General features: G+C 66.4%; 25 protein-coding genes. 12 read left to right on the forward strand and 13 right to left on the reverse strand.

The window, feature by feature from the left end; all coding sequences use genetic code 11:
• Nucleotides 1-58: 58 nt before the first annotated feature.
• The 5 genes from OXQ33_RS08075 (at nucleotide 59) to alr (ending at nucleotide 5,299) form a co-directional block, all read left to right on the forward strand.
• Nucleotides 59-1,201 carry an acyl-CoA dehydrogenase family protein gene (locus OXQ33_RS08075; RefSeq protein WP_267434250.1) on the forward strand — a complete coding sequence of 381 codons (1,143 nt, stop codon included), beginning with the start codon at nucleotides 59-61 and terminating at the stop codon, nucleotides 1,199-1,201.
• Between the two features lie 116 nt (nucleotides 1,202-1,317).
• The gene (locus OXQ33_RS08080; RefSeq protein WP_267434171.1) at nucleotides 1,318-2,367 is read left to right on the forward strand and encodes an enoyl-CoA hydratase/isomerase family protein; all 1,050 of its coding nucleotides are present in this window, start codon (nucleotides 1,318-1,320) and stop codon (nucleotides 2,365-2,367) included.
• Nucleotides 2,368-2,379: 12 nt separating this feature from the next.
• A complete protein-coding gene (locus OXQ33_RS08085; RefSeq protein WP_267434172.1) occupies nucleotides 2,380-3,156 on the forward strand; it encodes an enoyl-CoA hydratase in 777 nt (258 codons plus the stop codon).
• Between the two features lie 138 nt (nucleotides 3,157-3,294).
• The gene (gene mmsB / locus OXQ33_RS08090; RefSeq protein ID WP_267434173.1) at nucleotides 3,295-4,170 is read left to right on the forward strand and encodes a 3-hydroxyisobutyrate dehydrogenase; all 876 of its coding nucleotides are present in this window, start codon (nucleotides 3,295-3,297) and stop codon (nucleotides 4,168-4,170) included.
• 100 nt (nucleotides 4,171-4,270) lie between these two features.
• Complete coding sequence (gene alr, locus OXQ33_RS08095; protein ID WP_267434251.1) at nucleotides 4,271-5,299, forward strand: alanine racemase; 1,029 nt, start codon at nucleotides 4,271-4,273, stop codon at nucleotides 5,297-5,299.
• Between the two features lie 52 nt (nucleotides 5,300-5,351).
• On the opposite strand, the gene OXQ33_RS08100 is transcribed toward alr, so the two are convergent.
• From OXQ33_RS08100 to OXQ33_RS08110, 3 genes are all read right to left on the reverse strand, one after another.
• Nucleotides 5,352-8,537, reverse strand: a complete 3,186-nt coding sequence (locus OXQ33_RS08100) for a TonB-dependent receptor (protein ID WP_267434174.1) — start codon at nucleotides 8,535-8,537, stop codon at nucleotides 5,352-5,354.
• 376 nt (nucleotides 8,538-8,913) lie between these two features.
• The gene (locus OXQ33_RS08105; protein WP_267434175.1) at nucleotides 8,914-10,086 is read right to left on the reverse strand and encodes an acetyl-CoA C-acetyltransferase; all 1,173 of its coding nucleotides are present in this window, start codon (nucleotides 10,084-10,086) and stop codon (nucleotides 8,914-8,916) included.
• Nucleotides 10,087-10,109: 23 nt separating this feature from the next.
• A complete protein-coding gene (locus OXQ33_RS08110; RefSeq protein ID WP_267434176.1) occupies nucleotides 10,110-11,162 on the reverse strand; it encodes an alpha/beta fold hydrolase in 1,053 nt (350 codons plus the stop codon).
• A 44-nt stretch (nucleotides 11,163-11,206) separates the two neighbouring features.
• Here OXQ33_RS08110 and phaR point away from each other — a divergent pair, with 44 nt between their 5' ends.
• The 3 genes from phaR to hslU all read left to right on the forward strand — a co-directional run bounded on the left by phaR (nucleotide 11,207) and on the right by hslU (nucleotide 13,875).
• Nucleotides 11,207-11,761: a polyhydroxyalkanoate synthesis repressor PhaR gene (gene phaR / locus OXQ33_RS08115; protein ID WP_267434177.1), complete on the forward strand. Its 555-nt coding sequence runs from the start codon at nucleotides 11,207-11,209 to the stop codon at nucleotides 11,759-11,761.
• A 260-nt stretch (nucleotides 11,762-12,021) separates the two neighbouring features.
• The gene (gene hslV, locus OXQ33_RS08120) at nucleotides 12,022-12,564 is read left to right on the forward strand and encodes an ATP-dependent protease subunit HslV (RefSeq protein WP_058744342.1); all 543 of its coding nucleotides are present in this window, start codon (nucleotides 12,022-12,024) and stop codon (nucleotides 12,562-12,564) included.
• Between the two features lie 12 nt (nucleotides 12,565-12,576).
• Nucleotides 12,577-13,875, forward strand: a complete 1,299-nt coding sequence (gene hslU, locus OXQ33_RS08125; protein WP_267434178.1) for an ATP-dependent protease ATPase subunit HslU — start codon at nucleotides 12,577-12,579, stop codon at nucleotides 13,873-13,875.
• Nucleotides 13,876-14,114: 239 nt separating this feature from the next.
• Here the strand turns inward: hslU and OXQ33_RS08130 are convergent, their stop codons facing one another.
• From OXQ33_RS08130 to OXQ33_RS08175, 10 genes are all read right to left on the reverse strand, one after another.
• Nucleotides 14,115-14,480: a DUF6491 family protein gene (locus OXQ33_RS08130; protein WP_267434179.1), complete on the reverse strand. Its 366-nt coding sequence runs from the start codon at nucleotides 14,478-14,480 to the stop codon at nucleotides 14,115-14,117.
• Entirely contained in the window at nucleotides 14,480-14,908 is a 429-nt protein-coding gene (locus tag OXQ33_RS08135) for a hypothetical protein (protein ID WP_267434180.1), read from the reverse strand. Before OXQ33_RS08135 ends, OXQ33_RS08130 begins: the two co-directional genes overlap by 1 nt.
• Nucleotides 14,909-14,946: 38 nt before the next feature.
• Nucleotides 14,947-15,663: a hydroxyacylglutathione hydrolase gene (gene gloB / locus OXQ33_RS08140; protein WP_267434181.1), complete on the reverse strand. Its 717-nt coding sequence runs from the start codon at nucleotides 15,661-15,663 to the stop codon at nucleotides 14,947-14,949.
• Between the two features lie 10 nt (nucleotides 15,664-15,673).
• The gene (locus OXQ33_RS08145; protein WP_267434182.1) at nucleotides 15,674-16,090 is read right to left on the reverse strand and encodes a VOC family protein; all 417 of its coding nucleotides are present in this window, start codon (nucleotides 16,088-16,090) and stop codon (nucleotides 15,674-15,676) included.
• Nucleotides 16,091-16,163: 73 nt separating this feature from the next.
• Complete coding sequence (locus OXQ33_RS08150) at nucleotides 16,164-16,952, reverse strand: tetratricopeptide repeat protein (protein ID WP_267434183.1); 789 nt, start codon at nucleotides 16,950-16,952, stop codon at nucleotides 16,164-16,166.
• Nucleotides 16,949-17,680 carry an alpha/beta hydrolase gene (locus OXQ33_RS08155; RefSeq protein ID WP_267434184.1) on the reverse strand — a complete coding sequence of 244 codons (732 nt, stop codon included), beginning with the start codon at nucleotides 17,678-17,680 and terminating at the stop codon, nucleotides 16,949-16,951. The genes OXQ33_RS08150 and OXQ33_RS08155 overlap by 4 nt, the downstream gene beginning before the upstream one ends.
• A gap of 230 nt (nucleotides 17,681-17,910) precedes the next feature.
• On the reverse strand, nucleotides 17,911-18,165 hold the full coding sequence (locus tag OXQ33_RS08160) for a DUF6356 family protein (protein ID WP_267434185.1): 255 nt from the start codon (nucleotides 18,163-18,165) through the stop codon (nucleotides 17,911-17,913).
• Nucleotides 18,166-18,224: 59 nt separating this feature from the next.
• Nucleotides 18,225-18,425, reverse strand: a complete 201-nt coding sequence (locus OXQ33_RS08165) for a helix-turn-helix transcriptional regulator (RefSeq protein WP_267434186.1) — start codon at nucleotides 18,423-18,425, stop codon at nucleotides 18,225-18,227.
• Nucleotides 18,422-18,811: a hypothetical protein gene (locus OXQ33_RS08170; RefSeq protein WP_267434187.1), complete on the reverse strand. Its 390-nt coding sequence runs from the start codon at nucleotides 18,809-18,811 to the stop codon at nucleotides 18,422-18,424. Before OXQ33_RS08170 ends, OXQ33_RS08165 begins: the two co-directional genes overlap by 4 nt.
• 82 nt (nucleotides 18,812-18,893) lie before the next feature.
• The gene (locus OXQ33_RS08175) at nucleotides 18,894-20,285 is read right to left on the reverse strand and encodes a Mur ligase family protein (RefSeq protein WP_267434188.1); all 1,392 of its coding nucleotides are present in this window, start codon (nucleotides 20,283-20,285) and stop codon (nucleotides 18,894-18,896) included.
• Between the two features lie 87 nt (nucleotides 20,286-20,372).
• Here OXQ33_RS08175 and OXQ33_RS08180 point away from each other — a divergent pair, with 87 nt between their 5' ends.
• From OXQ33_RS08180 to OXQ33_RS08195, 4 genes are all read left to right on the forward strand, one after another.
• A complete protein-coding gene (locus tag OXQ33_RS08180; RefSeq protein ID WP_267434189.1) occupies nucleotides 20,373-21,188 on the forward strand; it encodes an LD-carboxypeptidase in 816 nt (271 codons plus the stop codon).
• Nucleotides 21,189-21,200: 12 nt separating this feature from the next.
• Nucleotides 21,201-21,965 carry an SIMPL domain-containing protein gene (locus tag OXQ33_RS08185; RefSeq protein WP_267434190.1) on the forward strand — a complete coding sequence of 255 codons (765 nt, stop codon included), beginning with the start codon at nucleotides 21,201-21,203 and terminating at the stop codon, nucleotides 21,963-21,965.
• A 237-nt stretch (nucleotides 21,966-22,202) separates the two neighbouring features.
• Nucleotides 22,203-22,391: a general stress protein gene (locus tag OXQ33_RS08190; protein WP_267434191.1), complete on the forward strand. Its 189-nt coding sequence runs from the start codon at nucleotides 22,203-22,205 to the stop codon at nucleotides 22,389-22,391.
• Between the two features lie 96 nt (nucleotides 22,392-22,487).
• The gene (locus tag OXQ33_RS08195) at nucleotides 22,488-23,237 is read left to right on the forward strand and encodes an EAL domain-containing protein (RefSeq protein ID WP_267434192.1); all 750 of its coding nucleotides are present in this window, start codon (nucleotides 22,488-22,490) and stop codon (nucleotides 23,235-23,237) included.
• The last annotated feature ends 21 nt before the right edge of the window (nucleotides 23,238-23,258 follow it).

Genomic DNA, 23,258 nt, shown 5'->3' on the forward strand with positions numbered 1-23,258 from the left:
TTGCGGCCTGCCCTCCCCCCTCCGGGAGGAGGGGCTTTAGATGGACGAGACCAACCCCATGACCCAATTCGACCTCACCGACGAGCAGCGCGAAATCCAGGACCTCGCGCGCCGGTTCACCGCCGACCGCATCACCCCCTTCGCGGCCGAGTGGGACGAGCAGCACATCTTCCCCCGCGACACGATCAAGGCCGCCGCCGAACTGGGCTTCGCCGCCATCTATGTCTCGGAAGAAGCGGGCGGCATTGCACTCGGGCGGCTGGAGGCGGCGTTGATCATGGAGGCGATGGCCTATGGCTGTCCCTCCACATCCGCGTTCATCTCGATCCACAACATGGCGTCCTGGATGATCGACCGCTTCGGCGAGGCGGATGTGAAGGGCCGCTATCTGCCCGACCTGGTCACCATGGAGCGCATGGCCAGCTATTGCCTGACCGAGCCGGGTTCGGGCTCCGACGCCGCCGCGCTGAAGACCCGCGCGGTCTTGGACGGCGATCATTATGTCGTCTCGGGCTCCAAGCAGTTCATCTCGGGCGGTGGCGAGAATGAGGTCTATGTCACCATGGTCCGCACCGGAGAGGACGGGCCCAAGGGCATTTCCTGCCTGGTGATCGACAAGGACATGGCGGGCGTCTCCTTCGGTGCGAACGAGCGCAAGCTGGGCTGGCATTCGCAGCCGACGCGGCAGGTTATGTTCGACAATGTCCGTGTCCCCGTCGCCAACCGGCTGGGCGCGGAAGGCGAGGGGTTCCGCATCGCGATGATGGGGCTGGACGGCGGGCGGTTGAACATCGGCGCCTGTTCGCTGGGCGGCGCGCAGCGCTGCCTGGACGAGGCCGTCGCTTATGTGAAGGACCGCCGCCAGTTCGGGAAGGCGATCGCCGAGTTCCAGAATACCCAGTTCACGCTCGCCGACATGGCGACCGAACTGGAGGCGGCGCGCGCGCTACTCTATCTCGCCGCCGCGAAGGTGACCGACAATGCGCCCGACAAGACCCGCTTCGCCGCCATGGCCAAAAGGCTGGCCACCGACACCGGATCGTCGGTGGTCGACCGGGCGCTGCAGCTCCATGGCGGTTACGGCTATCTGATGGATTATCCCATCGAGCGCTTCTGGCGCGACCTGCGGGTGCATTCGATCCTGGAGGGAACGAATCAGGTGATGCGGATGATCGTTGGTCGGGACTTGTTGAAGGACTGAACTGTTCCCCGGCGAAGGCCGGGGCCCAGTTTCTAAGCAGCCGGTGGCGCGCCTCATACGTTGCCACAACTGGGCCCCGGCCTTCGCCGGGGAACGGGAAGGGGTTAAGGAAAGACATGAGTGAAGACCTGATCGTCACCCGCGAAGGCCCGGTCGGGCGGCTGCGGCTCAACCGGCCCAAGGCGATCCACGCGCTGACCCGCGAGATGTGCGAGGGGGTACTGGCCGCGCTGGAGGACTGGCGCGGCGACCTGAGTGTCGAGGCGGTCATCATCGACCATGCCGAGGGGCGTGGCTTCTGCGCCGGGGGCGACATCCGCCTGCTGGCCGAGAGTGGTGCTGGCGATGGCGAGGCGGCGCGCGGCTTCTTTCACGCCGAATACCGGATGAACCACCGGCTGTTCACCTATGCCAAGCCGATCGTCGCCTTCATGGACGGCATCACCATGGGCGGCGGCGTCGGCATTGCCGCCCCCGCGCGCTTCCGCGTCGCGACCGAGAATACGCGGTTCGCCATGCCCGAGACGGGGATCGGCCTGTTCCCGGATGTCGGCGGCGGCTGGTATCTCTCGCGGCTGCCGGGCCGGATGGGCGAGTTTCTGGCGCTGACCGGCCATCGGCTCGACGGGGCGGAGGCTTGCGCGTTGGGCTTGGCGACGCATTATTTGCCCGCGTCCACGCTGGAGGAGGCCAAGGCCGTGATCATCGCCGCACCGCAGGAAATCGCCACGACACTCGACCGACTCTCGACGCCCGCGCCCGAAGCGAAGATCATGGCCTACGCCGCCGAGATCGACTGCCTCTTCGCCGCCGACACGCTGGAGGAGATCATCGCCGCGCTGGAGGCGGATGGCGGCGACTGGGCGACCCGGCAACTGGGCATTCTCCGCGCCAAATCGCCCCAGGCCTCCAAGGTCTCCCTCCGCCTGCTGCGCGAGGGCAGGCTGACCACCGATTTCGCCGACGAGATGCGCCGCGAATATGGCGTCGCTGCCCATGTGGTGCAGCGTCCCGATTTCGTCGAGGGCGTCCGTGCGCTGATCGTCGACAAGGACAATGCGCCGCGCTGGAATCCGCCCATGCCGGAGGGCGTGACCGATACGATGATCGACCATATCTTCGCACCGCTGCCCGAGGGGCAGGCCTGGACACCCGACGACCGCTGAGAAGGACGCCGCATGACCGACTATAACACCCTGATCGTCGAGCGCCGCGAGGCGGTGACCCTGGTGACGCTCAACCGGCCCCAGGCGCTGAACGCGCTCAATGCCGAATTGCTGGCCGAACTGCTCGACGTGATGCGCGCCTATGACGCCGACCCGGAGCAGCGCTGTGCCGTCATCACCGGGAGCGCGAAAGCCTTTGCGGCGGGCGCGGACATCAAGGAGATGCAGGAAATGGACTTCGCCGCCATGTATGGCCGCGACCATTTCTCGGGCTGGGACGCCTTCACCCGCATCCGCAAGCCGATCATCGCGGCGGTGGCGGGCTATGCGCTGGGCGGCGGGTGCGAGTTGGCGATGATGTGCGACTTCATCCTGGCAGCCGATACGGCCAAGTTCGGCCAGCCCGAGATCAAGCTGGGCGTGACGCCGGGTATGGGCGGCTCGCAGCGTCTCGCCCATGCGGTCGGCAAGGCCAAGGCGATGGAGATGTGCCTGACCGGCCGGATGATGGACGCCGAGGAAGCCGAGCGCGCCGGACTGGTGGCGCGGATCGTCCCAGCCGCCGATCTGGTCGAGGAGGCGCTGAAGACTGCCTCGACCATCGCGGGCATGGCGCCGATCGCGGTGAAGGCGAACAAGGAAATGGTCAACGCCGCCTTCGACATGGGGCTGGCCCAGGGCGTGCAGTTCGAGCGGCGGCTGTTCCACGGCCTGTTCGGCTCGGCCGACCAGAAGGAAGGCATGGCCGCGTTCGTGGAAAAGCGAAGCCCCAACTGGACCGGTAACTGAGTCTCACGCCCCTCCCGCAAGCGGGAGGGGATGGGGGAGGGCAGGCCGCAAGCGACAGGCTCTGTGAGACACCTTGCCCTCCCCAAACCCCTCCCGCCTGCGGGAGGGGCTTAAGAAAAAGAAGATAGGAGAGAGCATATGGCGCGGATCGCGTTTATCGGCCTGGGCAATATGGGCGGCGGGATGGCGGCCAATCTGGCGAAGGCGGGGCATGACGTCCGCGCTTTCGACCTGTCGGCGGACGCGCTGGCCGCGGCGGAGGCGGCGGGGTGCCTCCCCGCCGACAGTGCCGTCGCGGCGATGGACGGGGTCGAGGCGGTCGTCACCATGCTGCCCGCCGGAACCCATGTCGAGCGCGTCTATGCCGACGCCGTCTTCGCCGCCGCGCCGCCGTCCGCGATCCTGATCGACTGTTCGACCATCGACGTCGCCACCGCGCGCCGGGTGGCGGAGGCGGCGCAGGGTAAAGGCATGATGGCGGTCGACGCCCCCGTCTCGGGCGGGATCGCAGCCGCCAAGGCTGGCACGCTGACCTTCATGGTCGGCGGGCCTGAACAAGCCTTCCAGCGAGCCGAGCCCTTCCTGTCGGCCATGGGCCAGGCGGTAATCCATGCCGGTGGTCCCGGCGCAGGCCAGGCGGCCAAGATCTGCAACAACATGCTGCTCGGCGCGACGATGATCGCGACCTGCGAGGCGTTCGTACTGGCCGAGAAGCTGGGGCTGGAGGCGCAGACCTTTTACGACATCGCTTCGGTCTCGTCGGGCCAGAGCTGGTCGATGACCAAATATTGCCCCGTGCCCGGCGTCGGGCCGGAGACGCCCGCCGATCATGACTATCAAGGCGGTTTCGCGGCGGCGCTGATGCTGAAGGACCTGAAGCTGGCGATGGAGGCCGCGCGCGATGCGGGGGCGACGACGCCGATGGGCGAGCGCGCGGCGGAACTCTATGCGGCGTTCGTGGGCGAGGGCCAGCCGCCGGTCGATTTCTCCGGTATCATCCGTACCCTCCGCTAACTCTCACCCCCGCCCAGGCGGAACGGGGCGGCGGATGGGCGCGGGAAAAACCCGACCCGCCTTTTCCCGCCCGGCAATGCGGCCTAAAGCCCGGCGGGTGATGGACATAGCCGCTCCCCTCCGCCTGCGCGTCGACCGTGACGCGCTTCGATCCAACTGGCAGCAACTCGACCGTTGGAGCGGCGAGGCGGTATGCGGTGCGGCGGTGAAGGCCAATGGCTATGGCCTGGGCGCAACGCTCGTGGCGGAGACGCTGGCCGAGGCGGGGTGCCGCGATTTCTTCGTCGCCAACTGGGCCGAGGCGCTGGCGCTGGCGCCGCTGGGGCTGAGCGTGTCGGTCCTCCATGGCCTGCGGGCCGAGGATGTGGCGGTGGCCCGCACGGGCGTGGCGCGGCCCGTGCTCAACAGCCCCGAACAGGTCGCGCGCTGGCGCGAGAGCGGCGGCGGCCCGTGCGACGTGATGGTCGATACCGGCATCAACCGGCTCGGCGTCTCCGTGGAGGCGGTGCGCGACGGCCTGCTCGACGGGCTGGAGATCGAGACTTTGCTCAGCCATCTGGCCTGCGCCGACGAAGATGTGGCGATGAACGCCCGGCAGCAGAGCATGTTCGCCAGCCTAAGGGGCCACACTTCCGCGCGACGCATGAGCCTCGCCAATTCGGCGGGGATCGGGCTGGGCACCGATTATCATTTCGATCTGACCCGCCCCGGTCTGGCGCTTTACGGCGGCATACCCCGTCCCGACATGGCGGGGCCCCTGCGGCAGGTGGGCTTTCCGGAAGCGCAGATCCTGCAACGCCGCCGCGTGCCCGTCGGGGAGACGGTCGGCTACAACGCGACCTGGACCGCGCCCGCCGATACCGAGGTCGCGATCCTGAACCTGGGCTATGCCGATGGCTATCGCCGCGCGCTGTCGGGCGTGGGGGCGGCGACGGCGGACGGCGCGATCCTGCCCGTGCTGGGCCGGGTGTCGATGGATCTGCTCGCGGTCGATGTCAGCGCGCGAGCCGACCTGCGCGAGGGCGACTGGCTGGCCATGGCCTATGACCTGGCCCAGGCGTCCGCCGTGTCGGGCGTTTCGCAATATGAGTTGCTGACCGGCCTGGGACAGCGTTTCGCGCGGGGGTAAGAAAAAGGGGCCCTCCCGAAGGAGAGCCCCGATCAGGTCCGATCCCTCGGGATCAGAAGTTGGCCTTGAACCCGGCGTAGAAGAACCGGCCGATATTGTCGTACGGATCGCCGGCCGCCACGCCCAGCAGGTCATAGGGCGGCTTCACGTCGGTCAGGTTGTCGACGCCGACATAGAAGCGGAAGCGATCGGTCGCGTTGAAGCCGACCTGGACCGAGTGGTAGAACGCTTCCGGATACCAGATCATCGGGAAGGCGTCCGGGTTACGTGCCGGACGGCCATCATAGCTGTTCTGCGTTTCATACTCGGTCGAGATCGTCGACTTGCCTTCGTAACGCAGACGATATTGAAGATCGAAGGTTTCGAAATTCAGATTGCCGATGAACTGACCGCGCCACGCGGAATAGCCCAGCTCGCCCTTGTAACGATCGCGATAGGTCGGATCGCCGACATCGGTGTAACCGTTGTTCTGCGCAACATAGCTAGCCAGCAGGCGCAAGGTCAGCGTACCGGTGTCGCTGATCTTGGTCCGATAGGACGCGTCGATGTCGATGCCCGACGTCTCCAGCTTCGCATAGTTGAACCCCTGCGAGAAGAAGGAGGGTCCGGTCGTCGGGAACGAGACGGTCGCACCGCCATGGATGACGTTCTGCTGCCCCGCGAACGTGCCGTTCGGGTTGCGGAAGACCGCCGCGCAGAACGGATTGTCGATGCCGCTGGGATTGTCGTAGCACTGGTTGATGATCGTCTGCGCGACCAGCGAGAAGATCGCGTCCTTGATCGTGATGTTGTAATAATCGACCGTCACCGAGAAGCCGCGGATCGCCTGTGGCTGGATCACCGTGCCGATGGTGAAGCTGCGGCTCTTTTCCGCCTGGAGCTCCGAATTGCCGCGATTGAAGCCATAGATGCTTGATGCCGCATTGTTGGTGAACGGTTCGGTCGTGCCGTTGAAGGTCTGGGTGGTCGGCACACCCGCCGCGGCGCAATTGCGAACGCGGTTGGGATTGTTGTTGATGTTGTTCTGGCTGCAGGGGTCCGACGGCTGTGCGAAGGTCTGTGAGCTGGCCGAATAAAGTTCGCTCAGCGACGGCGCGCGGACCGAACGCGCGTAACCACCGCGGAAGGTGATGTCGCGGATCGGCGACCAGATCGCGTTGACGTTGTACGTCCACGGCGTTCCCGCATTGCCGATATTGTAATGCGAGACGCGGGCCGCACCGGTCAGCGTCAGTTCGTGGAAGAACGGACGATCGGCCAGCAACGGCACGCTGATTTCGCCGAACGCTTCCTTGATGTCATAGGCCGGCGGCGCAAAGGTCGGGATCGCGTTCAGGAACGTCGCACCGCTGGCGGTCAGGTCGTCATATTTCGAAAACGCCGTTTCGCGACGATATTCGCCGCCCAGCGAGAAGGTGACATCGCCACCCGGCAGGGGGAACAGCTTGCCGTTGATATAGCCGACCACGTCGAACTGCTCGGCCTTCTGCTTGCGTGTCGAGGTGATCGAGAAATAGTTCAGCGCGGCCTGGCTGACCTGGCCGTCGCCGAACAGATTGACGGGCACGCAGGCCGCGTCGTCATTGGCGGTCGAGGCATCGGCGTTGATGCCGCAGACGATCTGACCGGCGGCATTGCGCACCGCGTTGATCGAATTGGCATATTTCTGGGTAACGTAATTGCCGTTCGTCTTGTAGAACGTGTCGAGGCGACCGTAATTGGCCGACACTTCATAATGCCAACCATCGCCGAAGTCGCCCTCGACGCCGCCGACGATGCGGAACGTCTCACGCTTGTGGATTTCGCCCCGACCACCGAAATCGACGTTGAAGCGCTGCGCGGTGAAGGTGGTGGCCCCCGGCGCCAGCGCCGACACCAGCGTGGCCCGCGTCTGGTCGGTCAGATAGGGGTTGTTGATGCTGAACGTGTTGTTCGCAAAGGTCGGCTGACCTTCCTGCAACGCGTTGATGCGGACATATTTGGCTTCGACGAACGGCTTGAAAGCGTCCGAAACGTCGAAATGCGCCAGGATGTTGCCCGAGAAACGCTCCAGCCGGGGCTGAAGCATGCCGTTCAGGCGCAGGGTCGAGCCCTGGCCGCCCACGCAATTGCCCGAGCCGAAGGGGCGCAGGTCGGTGATGCAGTTATTGGCCGATAGCGAGCCGTCGGGGTTGAAGACGAAGGTCCGGCCATATTGGCTGAGCGGATTCGAGCTGCCGATATTGGCGAGACCCGAGCAGGCGACGCCACGGCGGGCCGCAAAGGCGGCGGCAGACTCGCCGGTCGCGGCCACGGTCGGGCAGCTGGCGGTGAACAGGCCGCCTTCGGAGATGGTGTTGTTGCGCACGTTGCGCAGGAAGGCCGCGTCGGGAATGCCGTCGCCCAGCGCCGATTCCGGCCCCGTGCGGATCGTGCCGCCATTGGGATTCAACTGCGGGCCGGTGTTCTGGATCGCGTTGAACTGGCTGCGGCCCGAATAGGCGCCGGTGATGTCGTCACGGTCAGTATAATAAACCACGTCCGAGAAGGAATATTCGGCCGCCGCCGCGATGTTGCCGCGGCCTTCGGCGAAATTCTTACCGACGGTCAGCGCACCGAAATAGGAACCACGCGTGCCGCGGCTGGAAATGCCGCTCTGGCCCGTCGCGCGAATGCCTTCGAAGTCGCGCTTCAGCACGAAGTTCACGACACCGGCCATGGCGTCCGAACCATAGACCGCCGAGCTGCCGCCAGTGACGACGTCGACGCGTTCCAGAAGATCGGTCGGAATGGTGTTGGTATCGATGACGAAGCTGCCCGGCTGCGACGTCACGTGACGGCGACCGTTGACGACGACGAGCGTACGTTGCGTGCCCAGACCACGAAGATCGAGCAGGTTCAGACCGGCAGTACCGATGAAGCGCGTCGAGTTCGCCTGGCTGTACGAGGTGCGCAGGGCAGGCAGCTGGTTGAGCGAGTCACCCAGGTTCAGGTTGCCGGTCGAAGTCAGCAGTTCGGCCGTGACCGAAGTGACCGGAGTCGGCGAATCCAGATTCGGACGCGCCAGACGCGAGCCGGTGACGATGACGTCGCCCTTTTCCTGCGCGGCCCGCTCATCGATGTTGGGATCATCCGCCGCGTTCTCCTGCGGCTGGGCGGCGGTGGTTCCCGAGGCGGCGGTCTGGGCGAGCGCGGAGACGGGCAAGAGAATCAGGGTGCTGGCGAGCGCGGACGCTCCCAGCAGGGTACGCATCTTCATTTTATTTACCCCTTTAACTGCGGATCATTCCGTCCGCTGTCCTCAGGGAAAGAAATTATTCGATCAAAAACAAGCGCCTAACGCGTCGTCCAGGGCTATTATGAAGACCATGTGGCATGTTTGTGACAGCTTTGTCATTTTTAATCGAAAATGCATTAAGTCACGAAATTATCATGAACTTTTTGGACGCAATTCGCATTGCGGCATTTTTGCGGTTAACCGCGAATTCAGGCGGGGCGATGCGTCCTTCGACACCGTTCGGGGCAGGCGGTTTGGATCGCCAGAATCGGGCAAGGACGTCGTTACAGGCGGGAAATGAAGCGGGGGATGCGACGTCTCCGTCACACCCCCCGCATCAGTCGCGAAAAGCTTTGGGTCAGCGCTCGACGCACATGGCGATACCCATGCCGCCACCGATGCACAGGGTGGCGAGACCCTTCTTGGCGTCGCGCTTCTCCATTTCGTAGATCAGCGTGGTGAGCACGCGCGCACCGCTGGCCCCGATCGGATGGCCGAGCGCGATCGCGCCGCCATTGACGTTCACCTTGTCGGGATCGAAGCCCAGTTCCTTGCCGACCGACAGCGCCTGCGCCGCGAAGGCCTCGTTCGCCTCGATCAGGTCGAGGTCGCCGACGGTCCAGCCCGCCTTTTCCAGCGCGCGCTTGGTGGCGGGGACCGGGCCGATGCCCATCACCGAGGGATCGACGCCCGCCGAGGCCCAGCTCTTGATCGTGGCGAGGATGGGGGTGCCGCGCTTCTCGGCTTCCTCGCGGCTCATCAGGACGAGCGCGGCGGCACCGTCGTTGAGGCCCGAGGCGTTGGCGGCGGTCACCGTGCCGTCCTTCTTGAAGGCGGGGCGGACGCCCGACACGCTGTCGAGGGTCGCACCGGCGCGGATATACTCGTCGTCGGCGACCACCGTCTCGCCCTTGCGGGTCTTGATGGTGACGGGCGCGATCTCGTCCTTGAAGCGGCCCTCGCCCCGTGCCTTTTCGGCCAGGTTCTGCGAGCGGACGGCGAACCGGTCCTGCTCGTCGCGGGTCACCTGATATTGTTCGGCCAGATTCTCGGCCGTGATGCCCATGTGATAGCCGGCAAAGGCGTCGGTCAGGCCGTCATGCACCATGGTGTCGACCATGGTCAGTGGGCCCATCTTGGTCCCGCCGCGCATCGTCTGGGCATGGGGCGAGAGCGACATCGACTCCTGGCCGCCCGCGACGACGATCGTCGCATCGCCATTGGCGATCGCCTGAAGCCCCAGCGCCACGGCGCGCAGGCCCGATCCGCAGACCTGGTTGACGCCGTAAGCGGGCACTTCCTTGGGGATGCCCGCCGCCATCGACGCCTGGCGGGCGGGGTTCTGGCCTTGTGCGGCGGTCAGCACCTGGCCGAGGATGACCTCCGACACTTCCTCGCCCTTGACGCCCGCCTGTTCCAGCGCGGCGGTGATCGCGATCCGGCCCAGTTCATGGGCGGGGGTGGCGGCGAAAGCGCCCAGGAAGCTGCCCACGGGGGTACGCTTGGCGGCGGTAATGACGATCTCGGTCATGAAGGCTCCTCTCTACTTTCTCTCTATCTAGGCGTGGGCAGCGTCGTGATCCAGTCGGCCAATGGCTGCCATAGCTGTTCCTGCGCACGTCCCCCGACGACCATGCCGACATGGCCCGTCCCCCCCGCCCGCCGGTCGGCCAGCCCGATCGCGGTGGCGGCGGGGACGATCCGGTCGGCGGTGGCGACGAATTCGACGCTAGGGGCGTCGCATTGCGATGGCGTGACGATCTCGCCCGCCACGCGCCATTGTCCCTGGCCGGGACGATCCAGCGCGATCAGTTCCTCGAACAATTCGCGCCCGAAGGCGTGGGGCAGGGGCGCACCCTGATTGGCCCAGTCCTCCAGCCGGATGAAGCGGCGCGCCGCCTCGCTGCGCGGGTCGAGATCGGCGAAACCGGCATATTTGGCGATGGTCCGCGCGGGGTCGAGCCGCCAGAAGCCCGCCTGCAACGCCTCCATGGGAACCAGGCCCAAGGCCTCGGAGGTCGGCTTGATCGCGGCCCATTGCGCGGCCATCGCGTCGCGTGCCTCCTCGCCATAGCCGGTGAAGTGCCAGGGCGCGGCGATGGCGGCCAGCCCCGCCACCTTGCTCCGCGCCGCCGCCGCCATGGCGAGCGTGCCGCCCAGGCAATAGCCGACCAGTACCGGCGGTTCGGGAAAGGTGGCGATCAGCGGCAGCAGGAAACGCTCGACATGCCCCGCCACATCGATGTCGCGGTCCTTCGTCCCCGGCACGCCCCAGTCGATCAGCCAGGGATGGAAGCCCTGCCCGCGAAGCCAGCGGATCAGTGAGCGGTCGCGGGACAGATCGAGGATGGATGGCGGATTGATCAGCGAGGGGATGAACAGGACAGGGCGGCCTTCTCCTCCCGATCCCGCATCGCGCAATCTCACGCGACCGCGCCGTCGTCGCACGGGCAGAGCACGCATCGGTCGCTCGCGCCGGGCCGCCTGAAACCGCCGCAAGCCCTCCATGGCGCGTTGCACCAATTCGGGATTTTCCGCGGCCTCGCTGCGCAACATCGCCAGGAACACCGGCAAAGGGCGCGGACCGTGTTGCGATGCGAAATCCATGGCGTTAGGCTGCACCAAAATCATGACAGGAAAGGCGGGGGTCGATGAAGAAGCAGGCGGCGGACGGCATTGTGATCGTCAAGAAATACGCGAACCGGCGGCTCTACAACACCGAAACCTCCTCCTACATCACGCTCGACCATCTGGCGGCGATGATCCGCGCGGGGCGCGACTTCAAGGTGGTCGATGCCAAGACCGACGAAGACATCACCCATAATGTCCTGACCCAGATCATCATGGAAGAGGAAAGCCGGGGCGAAACCATGCTGCCGGTCAATTTCCTGCGCCAGTTGATCTCCATGTACGGCGACTCGATGCAGGCGATGGTGCCGGGTTATCTGGAGGCGTCGATGGACAGCTTCCGCCGCAACCAGGAACAGTTCAAGTCGGCGGTCGAGGGGGCGTTCGCGAATACGCCGTTCGCCGACCTCGCCAAGCGCAACCTGGCGATGTTCGAGGCGGCGACCCAGGGGTTCAAGCCCGGTGCGACGGCGCCCGCGCCCGCTGCGGCTCCTACGGCGGGCAAGGATGCGGAGATGGCCGCGCTGAAGGCGGAACTGGCGGCGCTGAAGGACAAGATCGAGAAGCTGGGGGAGTAATGCTATCCTCGCCGGCACGGGGAGGGGGACCGTCGCGAAGCGGCGGTGGAGGGGGCGTGCCGCGAGGAAGGGCCTGTGTGGAAGCCCCCCTCCGTCAGGGCTTTTGCCCTGCCACCTCCCCGTGCCGGGGAGGATCGTGAGCCTCGATGGTCGAGCGCGGCCTTCGACTTCGCTCAGGCCGAACGGCTCGCAACAGGCCTCCATTGAACCCGCGCACCCCCACCTCCATATCGCCGCGCATGAGCGGGAATGAACACGCCATGCCCACCTGGCATGGCACGACGATTTGCTCGGTCCGTCGCGGCGGCCGGGTGGTGGTGGCCGGGGACGGTCAGGTTTCGATGGGCCAGACGGTCATGAAGCCCAATGCGCGGAAAGTCCGGCGGCTGGGCGACGGCTCGGTCATCGGCGGCTTCGCGGGCGCGACGGCGGATGCCTTCACCCTGTTCGAGCGGCTGGAGGCCAAGCTGGAGCGGCATAACGGCCAGCTGCTGCGCGCGGCGGTCGAGCTGGCCAAGGACTGGCGGACCGACAAGTTCCTGCGCAACCTGGAGGCGATGATGATCGTCGCCGACAAGGACGTGACGCTGATCCTGACCGGAAACGGCGACGTGCTGGAGCCCGAGAACGGCATCTGCGCGATCGGATCGGGCGGCAATTATGCGCTCGCCGCGGCGCGGGCGCTCGTCGACTATGAACAGGATGCCGAGACGATCGCGCGCAAGGCGATGGCGATCGCCGCCGATGTCTGTGTCTACACCAATGACCGCGTCACGCTCGAAGCGATCGACGGCGCGCAGTAACTCAAGGTTCCCATGAACGACCAGTTGACCCCCAAGGCGATCGTCGCCGCGCTCGACGCGCATATCATCGGCCAGGCCGACGCCAAGCGCGCCGTCGCCGTCGCCATGCGCAACCGCTGGCGTCGCCAGCGGCTGGGCGCGGAGCTGCGTGACGAGGTGACGCCCAAGAACATCCTGATGATCGGCCCCACCGGCTGCGGCAAGACCGAGATCAGCCGTCGTCTGGCCAAGCTGGCCGACGCCCCCTTCGTGAAGGTCGAGGCGACCAAGTTCACCGAGGTCGGCTATGTCGGCCGCGATGTGGAGCAGATCGCCCGCGACCTGGTCGAGGAGGCGATCCGGCTGGAAAAGGAACGCCGCCGCGTCGCGGTGAAGGACAAGGCCGAGGAGGCGGCGATGAACCGGCTGCTCGATGCGCTGGTCGGCAAGGATTCGACCCAGGCGACGCGCGAGGCGTTCCGCCAGCGTTTCCGCGACGGCCATCTCGACCAGACCGAGATCGAGATCGAACTGGAACAGGCCCCAGCCATGCCGTTCGAGATCCCCGGTGCCGCGCCGCAGATGATCAACCTGTCCGAGATGATGGGCAAGGCGTTCGGCGGTGGCCAGCCGCTCAAGCGCCGCAAGCTGACCGTCTCCGCCGCCTGGACCAAGCTGGTCGAGGAGGAGGCCGACAAGCGGCTCGACCAGGACGAGGTCAGCCGCGCCGCGCTCGCCGATGCCGAGGCGAACGGGATCGTCTTTCTCGACGAGATCGACAAGATCGCGGTCAGCGACGTGCGCGGCGGGTCAGTCAGTCGTGAGGGGGTGCAACGCGATCTGCTGCCGCTGATCGAGGGGACGACGGTTTCGACGAAGTACGGCCCGATGAAGACGGACCATATCCTGTTCATCGCGTCCGGCGCCTTCCACGTCGCCAAGCCGTCCGACCTGTTGCCCGAGTTGCAGGGCCGGTTGCCGATCCGGGTCGAGTTGAAAGCGCTGACCGAGGCGGATTTCGTCGCGATCCTGTCCGACACCAAGGCGTCGTTGCCGCTCCAATACAAGGCGCTGATCGGCACCGAGGGGGTGGAGATTTCCTTCACCGAGGACGGCATCGCCGCCATTGCGCGCATCGCCGCCGAGGTGAACGGCCAGGTCGAGAATATCGGCGCGCGGCGGCTCCAGACGGTGATGGAGAAACTGCTGGAGGAAATCAGCTTCGAGGCGGAGGATCGGCAGGGGACGGTGCTGACCGTCGATGCGGCCTATGTCGACAAGCAATTGTCGGCGGTGGCGCGGAATACGGATTTGAGTCGGTTTGTGCTTTGATGGGGGCGGGGGCTCGGTGAGACACCGGGCCCTCCCCCATCCCAGTTTCAGGTAAACGATGCCCCGCATCGTTTAGGTCATGCCCGGGGGCATGACCGACCTGAAACTCGCTTGTGGGAGGGGCGTGCCAAGGGTCACAGTTCGGAATAGATCGCGCCGTCCGATCTGGCCGCTCCCCTCCCGCAAGCGGGAGGGGATGGGGGAGGGAAGGCCCCAAGCCATACAGCTTGCGATACCCCCTATTTCCGCCCCCGCTCATACGGCACGAACCCGTCGAAGAAGCACCATTGCGACGGAATCGACATCCCCTGTTGCAGCACCTGGAACCGGTCGTTGCGACAGATCTGCGATCCCCAGCGCTCGACGATCAGCGTGTTGAACGGGCGAAGCCCCGGGCACTGGCCGCGCACCTTGGCCTTCCACATGCGCTTTCCGCCCGGATTGATGACGATGGTGTTGTCGTCATAGATGGACGGCCCCGTCATGGTGACGCTGGTGTCGACGCATTGCGCGGGCGGGCCGGCGGTCCGCCCGGCAAAGGGGTCCGACCTGGCCGCCGTCAGGCCGAGCGCCAGCACCGCGACGGTGGCGAAACGCGCGCGCATCACCGCTCCTTTCGATAGGGGACGAACTCCCCGAAGCTGCAACTGCCGGTGAAGAAGCCCGAGGCGCGATCCACCGTCTGGGCGATGTCACCCGAGCAGAGCTGCCCCGTGGTCGTCCGCGTGACGAGGATGTCGTTGCGCGCGCGCTGCCCGATCCCTTCGCAGCCGCCTGCCGTCTGGCTGACGAATTTCAGGCGCGGGCTGATCGTATAGACGATGGTCGGGCCATAGGCGTTGACCTGGCGCGTCGTATATTGGCCGATGCACTGGGTCGGCTTGCCCGGCGTCAGGCCGCGCAAAGTGGCGGCGAGATCGGCCCGGTTGGTCGCGGCGGCCTGTTCGATCCGCGCCTGTTCCGCCGGGGTGGGCGTGCACCCGGCGATCGCCGCGGCCAAGGTCGTCAGGGGGAGCAGGGTTCGGAAACGCATCTTTCAGCCTCCATCACAAAAACCCCCGTAGCAATGACTTAACCCTTGAACGCGTCCTTGGCTGCACGCCGCTCGGACAGTTCGGCGGCATCGACCGAACGGAGGAAGGGGTTGGTCGCCCGCTCCAGCGCGATGGTCGTCGGAATGGTCGGCTCGCCCTGATCGCGCATCGCCGTCACCTCGACCAGCCGGTCGGTGATGGCGCCGTTGTCGGGTTCCGCCACCGCCGCGAACCGGGCGTTGGACAGCGTATATTCGTGGCCGCAATAAACCCGCGTGTCGCCCGGCAGCGCGGCGAAGCGGCGCATATTGGCATGCATCTGCTCCGCCGTCCCCTCGAACAGCCGACCACAGCCCATGGCGAACAGCGTGTCGCCGGTGAAGATCACCGCCCGGTCGTCGAAGTGAAAGGCGATATGCCCCGCCGTATGCCCCGGCACCGACCAGATGGTCGCGTGCGCGTCGCCGATGGCGATGTCGTCTCCCTCGGCCAGCAGCGTGTCGAGCCCGGCGATCTTCGCCGCCTCCGCCGCCGGACCCGCCACCCGCGCGCCCTGCGCCCGCAAGGCCTGCGCCCCGCCGACATGATCGGGGTGCCAATGGGTCAGCCAGACCTGCTCGATGGTCCAGCCGCGCGCCGACGCGGCGGCGGCGACCGGCGCGGCCTCGCCCGGATCGAGCGCGACGGTGCGGCCCGCATCGTGGATCAGCCAGGCGTAATTGTCGCTGAGGACGGGGACTCGGACGATTTCCATGGAAATGCTCTTACCAGCTTCCGACGTTCGGCATCGAGGCCCAAGGTTCGGTGGAGGGCAGCGCACCGTCCTGCAACAGTTCGATCGAGATGCCGTCGGGCGTCTTGACGAAGGCCATATGCCCGTCGCGCGGCGGCCGGTTGATCGTCACGCCCGCGTCCATCAGGCGCTGGCACGTCTCGTAGATATTGTCGACGCGGTAGGCGAGATGGCCGAAATTCCGCCCGCCGGTATAGATTTCCGGGTCCCAATTATGGGTCAGCTCGACCTCGGCACGGCCCTCGTCCCCCGGCGCGGCCAGGAAGATCAGCGAGAAGCGCCCCGCCTCGTTATCGATGCGGCGCACCTCCTTCAGGCCCAGCAGTTCGAAGAAGCGGATGCTGGCGTCGAGGTCGCTGACGCGGATCATGGTGTGAAGATAGCGCATGGAAGCTCCTGCCTGTGACGCGATGGTCATTCTAATCCGTCGGGGGCCGGGCGGCTTTGACGTGCGATAAGGATCAGCGTGATGGGAATTGTGACAGCGCCTTGGCGGTTTCGGCGCGGATCGGGCTGTCCGGCGGGGCGAGCCGGGCGGCCTCGCTCCACGCCTTGCGCGCGGTCGCTTCGTCCCCGGCGGTGGCGGCGATATTGCCCGCCTCCAACTGGACATTGGGGTCGTCGGCGGAACGGGCCAGCGCCTGGGCGATGTCCTTCTGCGCGCGCGGGAGATCCTTCATCCGCCGCGCCAGCGTCGCCGACAACAGCCAGGCGAGCGGATCGGCGGGGGCGTTGACCAGCGCTGCGTCCAGATCGACCCGCGCCGCCACGGGCTGTCCCGCCGCGACCAGCGCCCGCGCGCGGTCGAGCTGCGCCTCGCCCCGCGCGAAGCCGGTCAGGTCGCCCGAGGCAAGCGCCGCATCCAGCGCCGCGCGGGCCTTGGTCGCATCGCCAGCCGCCAGAAAGGCGTTGCCCGCCTGCGACCAGTAATTGGCGGCGCGTATGTCATGCGCGGTTTCGGCGGCGCGTGCCGCCTGCTCGAAGGCGCTGGCCGCCGCCGCCCATTGCCGCTCGGTCGTGTAGGCGAGGCCCAGGCATTGCTGTGCGAAATAGCCGCCGCCCGCCAGCGTCCAACTGCTCGCCTCCATCCGCGCGGCGGCGGGGCTCCGCTCGGCCATGACGACGCAGTGCTGATAGCGCGCCTCGCGCGGGTCGGCGGGCAGCGCGGCAGATGGCGGTGGGGGTGTCCTGGCGGCGGGCTTGGGGGACGCCTGAACGGCGGCGGCGAGTGCGAGGGGGAGGAGGATCATAGGGGGCTTGACACTTCTTCGACGGCGCGGATCAGCAGCGCGATGTCGCCGTCGCGCGACAGGCGGTGGTCGCCATCCTTGATCAACAGAGTCTGCACATCGGCTGAACGGAAAAGCTGCGCCAGATGGGTGGTGCGGTGCCAGGGCACATCGGGGTCGGCCATGCCCTGAAGCAGCCGGACCGGGCCATCGAAGGCGATCGGGCCGAAGGTCAGGCGGTTGGCCTCCCCCGACGACCAGAAACGGCGGGTATAGACGGTGGGAGCGGGGCCATAAGGGTTGGGACGCTCCAGCCGACCGCTCTGGAGCAGCGTCATCTTCTCCTCGGTCGAAAAGCCCCAGTCGGTGAAGTCGGGTCCCGGCGCGATCCCGACCAGCGCCTTGACCTGGTCAGGCCGCTCCTTGGCCGCGAGCAGCATCAGCCAGCCGCCCATCGACGATCCGACCAGCACGGCGGGGCCCTTCACCACATCGTCCAGCATCGCGAGGACGTCGTCGCGCCAGTCGGCCAGCGCCTGATCCTCGAACGCCCCCTCCGACTGGCCGCACCCGCCATAATCGAAGCGAAGGAACGCGCGGCCCTTCTCACGCGCCCAGGCCTCCAGCGCCAACGCCTTTGACCCCTGCATGTCCGACGCATAGCCGGGCAGGAAGACGATCGCGGGGCCGGTGCCCTCGGTCCAGTGATAGGCGAGGTTGGGGCGGGGAGAGGGGGCGGTGTCGGTCATAACGGGGATTTAGGGTCTGGGCGGGACGATGGAAACCCGCATGCCCATTCCCGTCCTCCGTTCAGCCTGAGCGTAGTCGAAGGCCACGGGAGTCGCGTCGCCAAAGGGGGATTTGGCGAAGGTCCGGGGCGTGGCCTTCGACTACGCTCAGGCTGAACGGTCGTAGGGGGTGGAACGGGCTTGGGGAGGGGGACCGCTCGCGCCAGCGAGTGGTGGAGGGGCATTCCCCCTCAGATCACATATTCCACGCTCTTCATCTGCGCCTGCGCCGCCTGAACCTTGCGCCGCTTGGCGACCATCTCGGCGTATAATCGCGCCACCGTATCGCTGCCGGTCGTGGTGCACAGCCCCGGCACCACCGCATGGACGATCGCGCCCAGACCGCCCAGCATCATGATCCCGCCGAACCGCGCCGCGACGCCGAAATGCTGGAGATAGCTTTCGCCGACACTGTCGGGATGCTCGGTGAACAGGCGACGGAACATGGTGTGCGATCTCCTATGGCCGTCCGCCGATCCTATCATGATGATGGGGATTGGCCAAATCAGCCGCGCGAGGGACTGACGAAAATCTCCTCGATCGCGCGGTCGAACAGTTCGGCGATCTTGAAGGCGAGGGGCAGTGACGGGTCGTAGCGGCCCGTCTCGATCGCGTTGACGCTTTGGCGGCTGACCTCCAGCCGCTCGGCCAGCTCCTGCTGGCTCCAGCCCCGCTCGGCGCGCAGGGTGCGCAGGTGGTTGTTCACGCCCTCGCCCGCCATTCCTGCACTGCGTTGAAGCCGCCACCGACCCCAAATCCGGCGAACCATATCACGGCCGCATAATAGCCAGGCACATGGGGGGCGAGACCGAAGCTCTCCAGAAATCCCCAGGCCGTGGTGATCGACAGGGCAAAGCCGGTTGCCACCAGCGACTGGCGCACCAACAGCATCCGGACATATTCGTCACGCATTTCGACCAGCAGGCGGCCAATGACGACGAATACGCCGATGATCGGCAGGGCGGGCAACACGGCGACCAGATAGGCCAGCACCCCGGTCGGGTGAGCGTGGCGGAACCCCATATTCGCCCCCACCAGAGCAACGGCGTATAGCGTCATCATAGTGATCAGACGGCGCGTATAGCGCTTCATTTCGGGTTGCATGGGCATGACGAGCCTCCTTCGAATGTGAAGGAAGCTTTACATGGAAAGCTCGCTTTACGTAAAGCGTCCTTTACGTGGCGGCGAGTTGCTCCACCATGTCCTGCGCCAACAGGCTTAGCGTGTCGTCGCGCGCGCCCATCACCACGATGCGGTCGCCCCCTCGCGCTTCCGCGACCAGTGCCGCCGCCGCCCCGGCGCGGTCGGCGATGTGGCGGGCGTCGACGCCGCGATCGCCCAGGTCCGCGATGATGTCGGCACTCGTGACCTCGCGCGCGACGGTACCGCCGAAATAGGCGGGGTCGGGCATCGCCAGCACGTCGCCGGGCTTCATCCGCGCGGCGATGCTGTCGACCAGTTCGCGGCGCATGACCTTCAGCGGACCATAGCCATGCGGCTGGAACAGGATCAGCAGGCGTCCCGGAAAGGCATGGAGCGTGTCGAGCGTCGCGGCGATCTTGTCGGGATTGTGGCCGAAATCGTCGATCACGGTCACCCCGCCGCCCTCGCCGACCTTTTCGAACCGGCGTTTCAGCCCGGTGAAGCGCTCGACCGCGCGGATCGCGTCGATCAGCGGCACGCCCGCCGCCACGCTCGCCCCGATGGCGGCCAGCGCGTTGGAGACATTGTGGCGGCCCGGCACCGACAGGCGGACCCGATAGCCCGCGCCGCCGGTCACCAGATCGAACTGAATCGCGAAGGGCTCGGGCTTCAGCGCTTCGGCGACCAGATCGGCCGCCCCGCCAACCGCGAAGGTCGTCAGGTTGGGCAGGTCCGCCAGCAACGCCGCTGTCTCGGCATCGCCGGCATTGGCGACGACGTGGCGTGCGCGCCTGGCGAATCCGCCGAACAGGTCGCGCAATTCCTCCAGCGACTTATGGTCCAGGCTGACATTGTTCAGCACCGCGATGGCCGGATCATAGAGCGCGATCGAGCCATCGCTTTCGTCCACCTCGCTGACGAACGCCTCGCCGCCGCCGACCAGGGCGCTGGCGAAGGGGCTGTCGGGGGAGACGAAGTCTTTCATCACCGCGCCGTTCATCGCGGTCGGGTCGCGGCCGGTCTGGTGCAGGATGAAGGCGATCATGCCGGTGACGGTCGACTTGCCGCTGGTCCCCGCCACGCCGATCGGCAGGCGGCTTTCGTTGAACAGGCTGGCGAGCATTCGCGCGCGGGTGGCGCGGGGACAACCCAGCAGGTTGGCGACGACGATGTCGGGCACCGTTTCCTCCACCGCCGCCGAGGCGATGACGAGCTGATCGGCCGAGGTCACGCCTGATCCGTCCTGGGGGAACAGCGCGATCCCGGCGGCACGCAGTGCATCGAACTTGGCCGCGACCCGCCCCTGGTCGAGCCCCCGGTCGGAGCCCGCCACCGTCCATCCACGCGCGCGCAGGATCATGGCGAGGGGCATCATCCCCGATCCGCCGATGCCCACCAGAAAACAGGAATTGCCGTTGGTCATGGCGCCACGCTATCGGCGAGTTGGTGGTGCAGGGCAATGCCCGGCCGGATGGGCAGCCCCAAATCGGCAGTGAAGGGACGCGCTGAAATGAAGATCGGAATCCTCGCCCCGGCCAGCATCGGCAACCCCGCCGCCGAAGCGCCGGTCGGCGCCTTTGCCGCCATTGCCTATCCGCAGGTCGACCTGATCTTTCACCCGCAATGCTATGAGCAGGACGGGCATTTCGCGGGGTCCGACGAACGCCGCGCCTCGGCCTTCCTGGAATTCGCCAACGATCCGGGGATCGACGCCATCTGGTTCCTGCGCGGCGGTTATGGATCGAACCGCATCCTGTCGCGGGTCATGCCGAACCTCAACGCGGCGGCGGGGCACAAGACCTATATCGGCTATTCCGATCTCGGCTTCGTGCTGGCCGCACTCTACGCCCGGCGGATCGGGCGGCCGGTGCACGGGCCGATGGCGAGCGATATCCGCCGCCAGCAGGGCGACGTGACCGTGGCGCGCTCGCTCGGCTGGCTGGTCAGCGGCGACCGGCAGGGGTTGGAGCCCGGGCTCGACGGACGTCCGGCGGCGGCGTTCAACCTGTCGATCCTGCACGCGCTGATCGGAACGCCCTGGCTGCCCGACCTGACCGACCATGTCCTGATCATCGAGGAGGTGTCGGAACATCTCTATGCGGTCGACCGGATGCTGTTCACCATGGCCAACGCCACCCAGTTGAAGGGCGTGGCGGGCGTGCGGCTGGGCGCGGTCAGCAACGTCCAGCCCAACGAGCCCGAATGGGGCGAGACACTGGAATATATGATCCAGCGCTGGTGCGGCGAGATGAGCGTGCCCTATCTTGGACGCGCGCGGATCGGGCATATCCAGGACAATCATGTGGTGCCGTTCGGGATCGTGTGAGGGAGAGTATAGATGAAGGCATGGACCCTGGGCATGTGCGTCGCGCTGACCACCACGGCGGCGGTGGCGCAGACATCATCGCCTTCGCAGATTCTGGTATCGGCGACGGGCACCGCGCAGGCGCCCCCTGACCGGGCGACCATCAGTTACACCGTCCGTGGCGAGGGCGCGACGTCCGACGAGGCGACGACGCGACTGCGCGATCAGGCCAAGACCATTCGCGCGGGCGCCGAGCAGGTGGTGCGCGGCGCGATGGAATTGCAGACGTCCGACTTCGCAATCCAGCCGGTGCGCTCGCGGGAGTGCAACAGCGGTTACGGCCAGGTCCAGCTGTCGACTGGCGCCTGCGCGATCCAGGGCTATGTCGCCACCATGCCGGTGCGCATCAGCACGCCCCGCGTCGCCGATGCGGGTACGCTGGTCGGCGTGATCGGCCGGCTTGGCGGATTGCAGGTCCAGCTTCAGGATTACGGGCTGAGCAACTCGGAGCCCGTGCGTCAGAAGGCCATGCGGACCGCGCTGGCCGGGGCCAGGGCACAGGCGCAGTTGATCGCGGAAGGATCGGGGCAGAAGCTGGGCAGGTTGCTGCGGGTGCAGGACAGCAATTATCGCGAAGTCGTGATCGAGATGCCGGAAGGTGCGCCGGCTGGTGCATCCTCCGCGCCGCCCCCGCCTCCTCCTCCGCCGCCGCCTAGCGCGCCTGTCCGTGTCGATCTGTCGCCCGCACCCGTCGACTTCAAGGTCACGCTGATGGTGGCCTACGCGATCGATCAATAAACCCCGATCGGCCGCGCGATGTCATGTCGTACGTGGCGGGGTCTGAAAGCCGGAAGGGCCCGTGTCCCTCTGTGGTGGATAATGATATGGGTCATGATCCGCCCTGGACATGCCGCCTCGCTCCATAAACAGGATCAGTTTCGGCGATTTATGCAGAATAATATTGATTCTGTCGGTTCGGCAACTTGAACGATCTGCGCTTCGTCTATCTGCCGCGGGGACAGTAGGAGAGACATCATGGCAGACAGCAATGGCGGCGGTGGCCGCGAGAACAATCCGGGCAACTTCGCCAATGACCGCGAAAAGGCTTCCGAAGCCGGGCGTAAGGGCGGCCAGGAGAGCGGCGGCAATTTCAAGAACGATCCCGAACGCGCGGCGGAAGCCGGTTCCAAGGGCGGTCAGGCCAGTCATAGCGGCGATCGCTGACCGACAGGGGCGGCGGCGGTAACGGACCGGCGTCGCCCTTTTCTTTCGGCGCGGCAGCTTGCGTTAACCATTTGCGCCTAGAGCAAGCGAATGGAAATGCGCAAAATCTGTACCGGATGCCGCGACGGTGTCGATTTCGAAATCCCGTTCACCATGGCGTTTCAGCCGATCGTGGATACGACCACCGGTCTGCCCTTCGCCTATGAGGCGCTGATCCGGGGGCTGGAGGGAGAGGGCGCATACAGCGTCCTGTCGCAGGTGACCGAGGCCAATCGCTATTCCTTCGATCAGGCGTGCCGGGTCAAGGCGATCGAGACCGCGATGGCGGCGGGGATCATGGGGGGTGACGCGCGGCTGTCGATCAACTTCCTGCCCAATGCGGTCTATTCGCCGATGGCCTGCATCCAGTTGACCCTGCGCACCGCCCAGGCCCAGGGGCTGCCGGTCGACCGCCTGATCTTCGAATTCACCGAGAATGAGCAGATGGGCTCGCCCGAGCATGTCGCCGGTATTATCGACACCTATAAGCAGATCGGCTTTTCGGTCGCGATCGACGATTTCGGTTCGGGCCATTCGGGGCTGGACCGGTTCGTCCGTTTCCATCCCGACGAGGTCAAGCTCGACATGGAGCTGGTCCGCGACATCGACACCGACCCCCGCCGGCGGGCCATCGTCCGCGCCATGGTCGGCATGTGCGCCGAACTCGATACGCTGCTGATCGCCGAGGGGATCGAAACCGCCGCCGAGGCCGCGACCCTGAACGAACTGGGTGTGCGTTATCACCAGGGCTATTGGTATGCCCGCCCCGCGCTGGGGGTGTTGCCGGCGGTGCAGGGCCACGCCTGAGCCTCGATGCGATTGGGGACA

This window comes from Sphingomonas sp. GM_Shp_1, assembly GCF_026540895.1.
In the GTDB taxonomy this organism is placed as follows: Bacteria; Pseudomonadota; Alphaproteobacteria; order Sphingomonadales; family Sphingomonadaceae; genus Sphingomonas.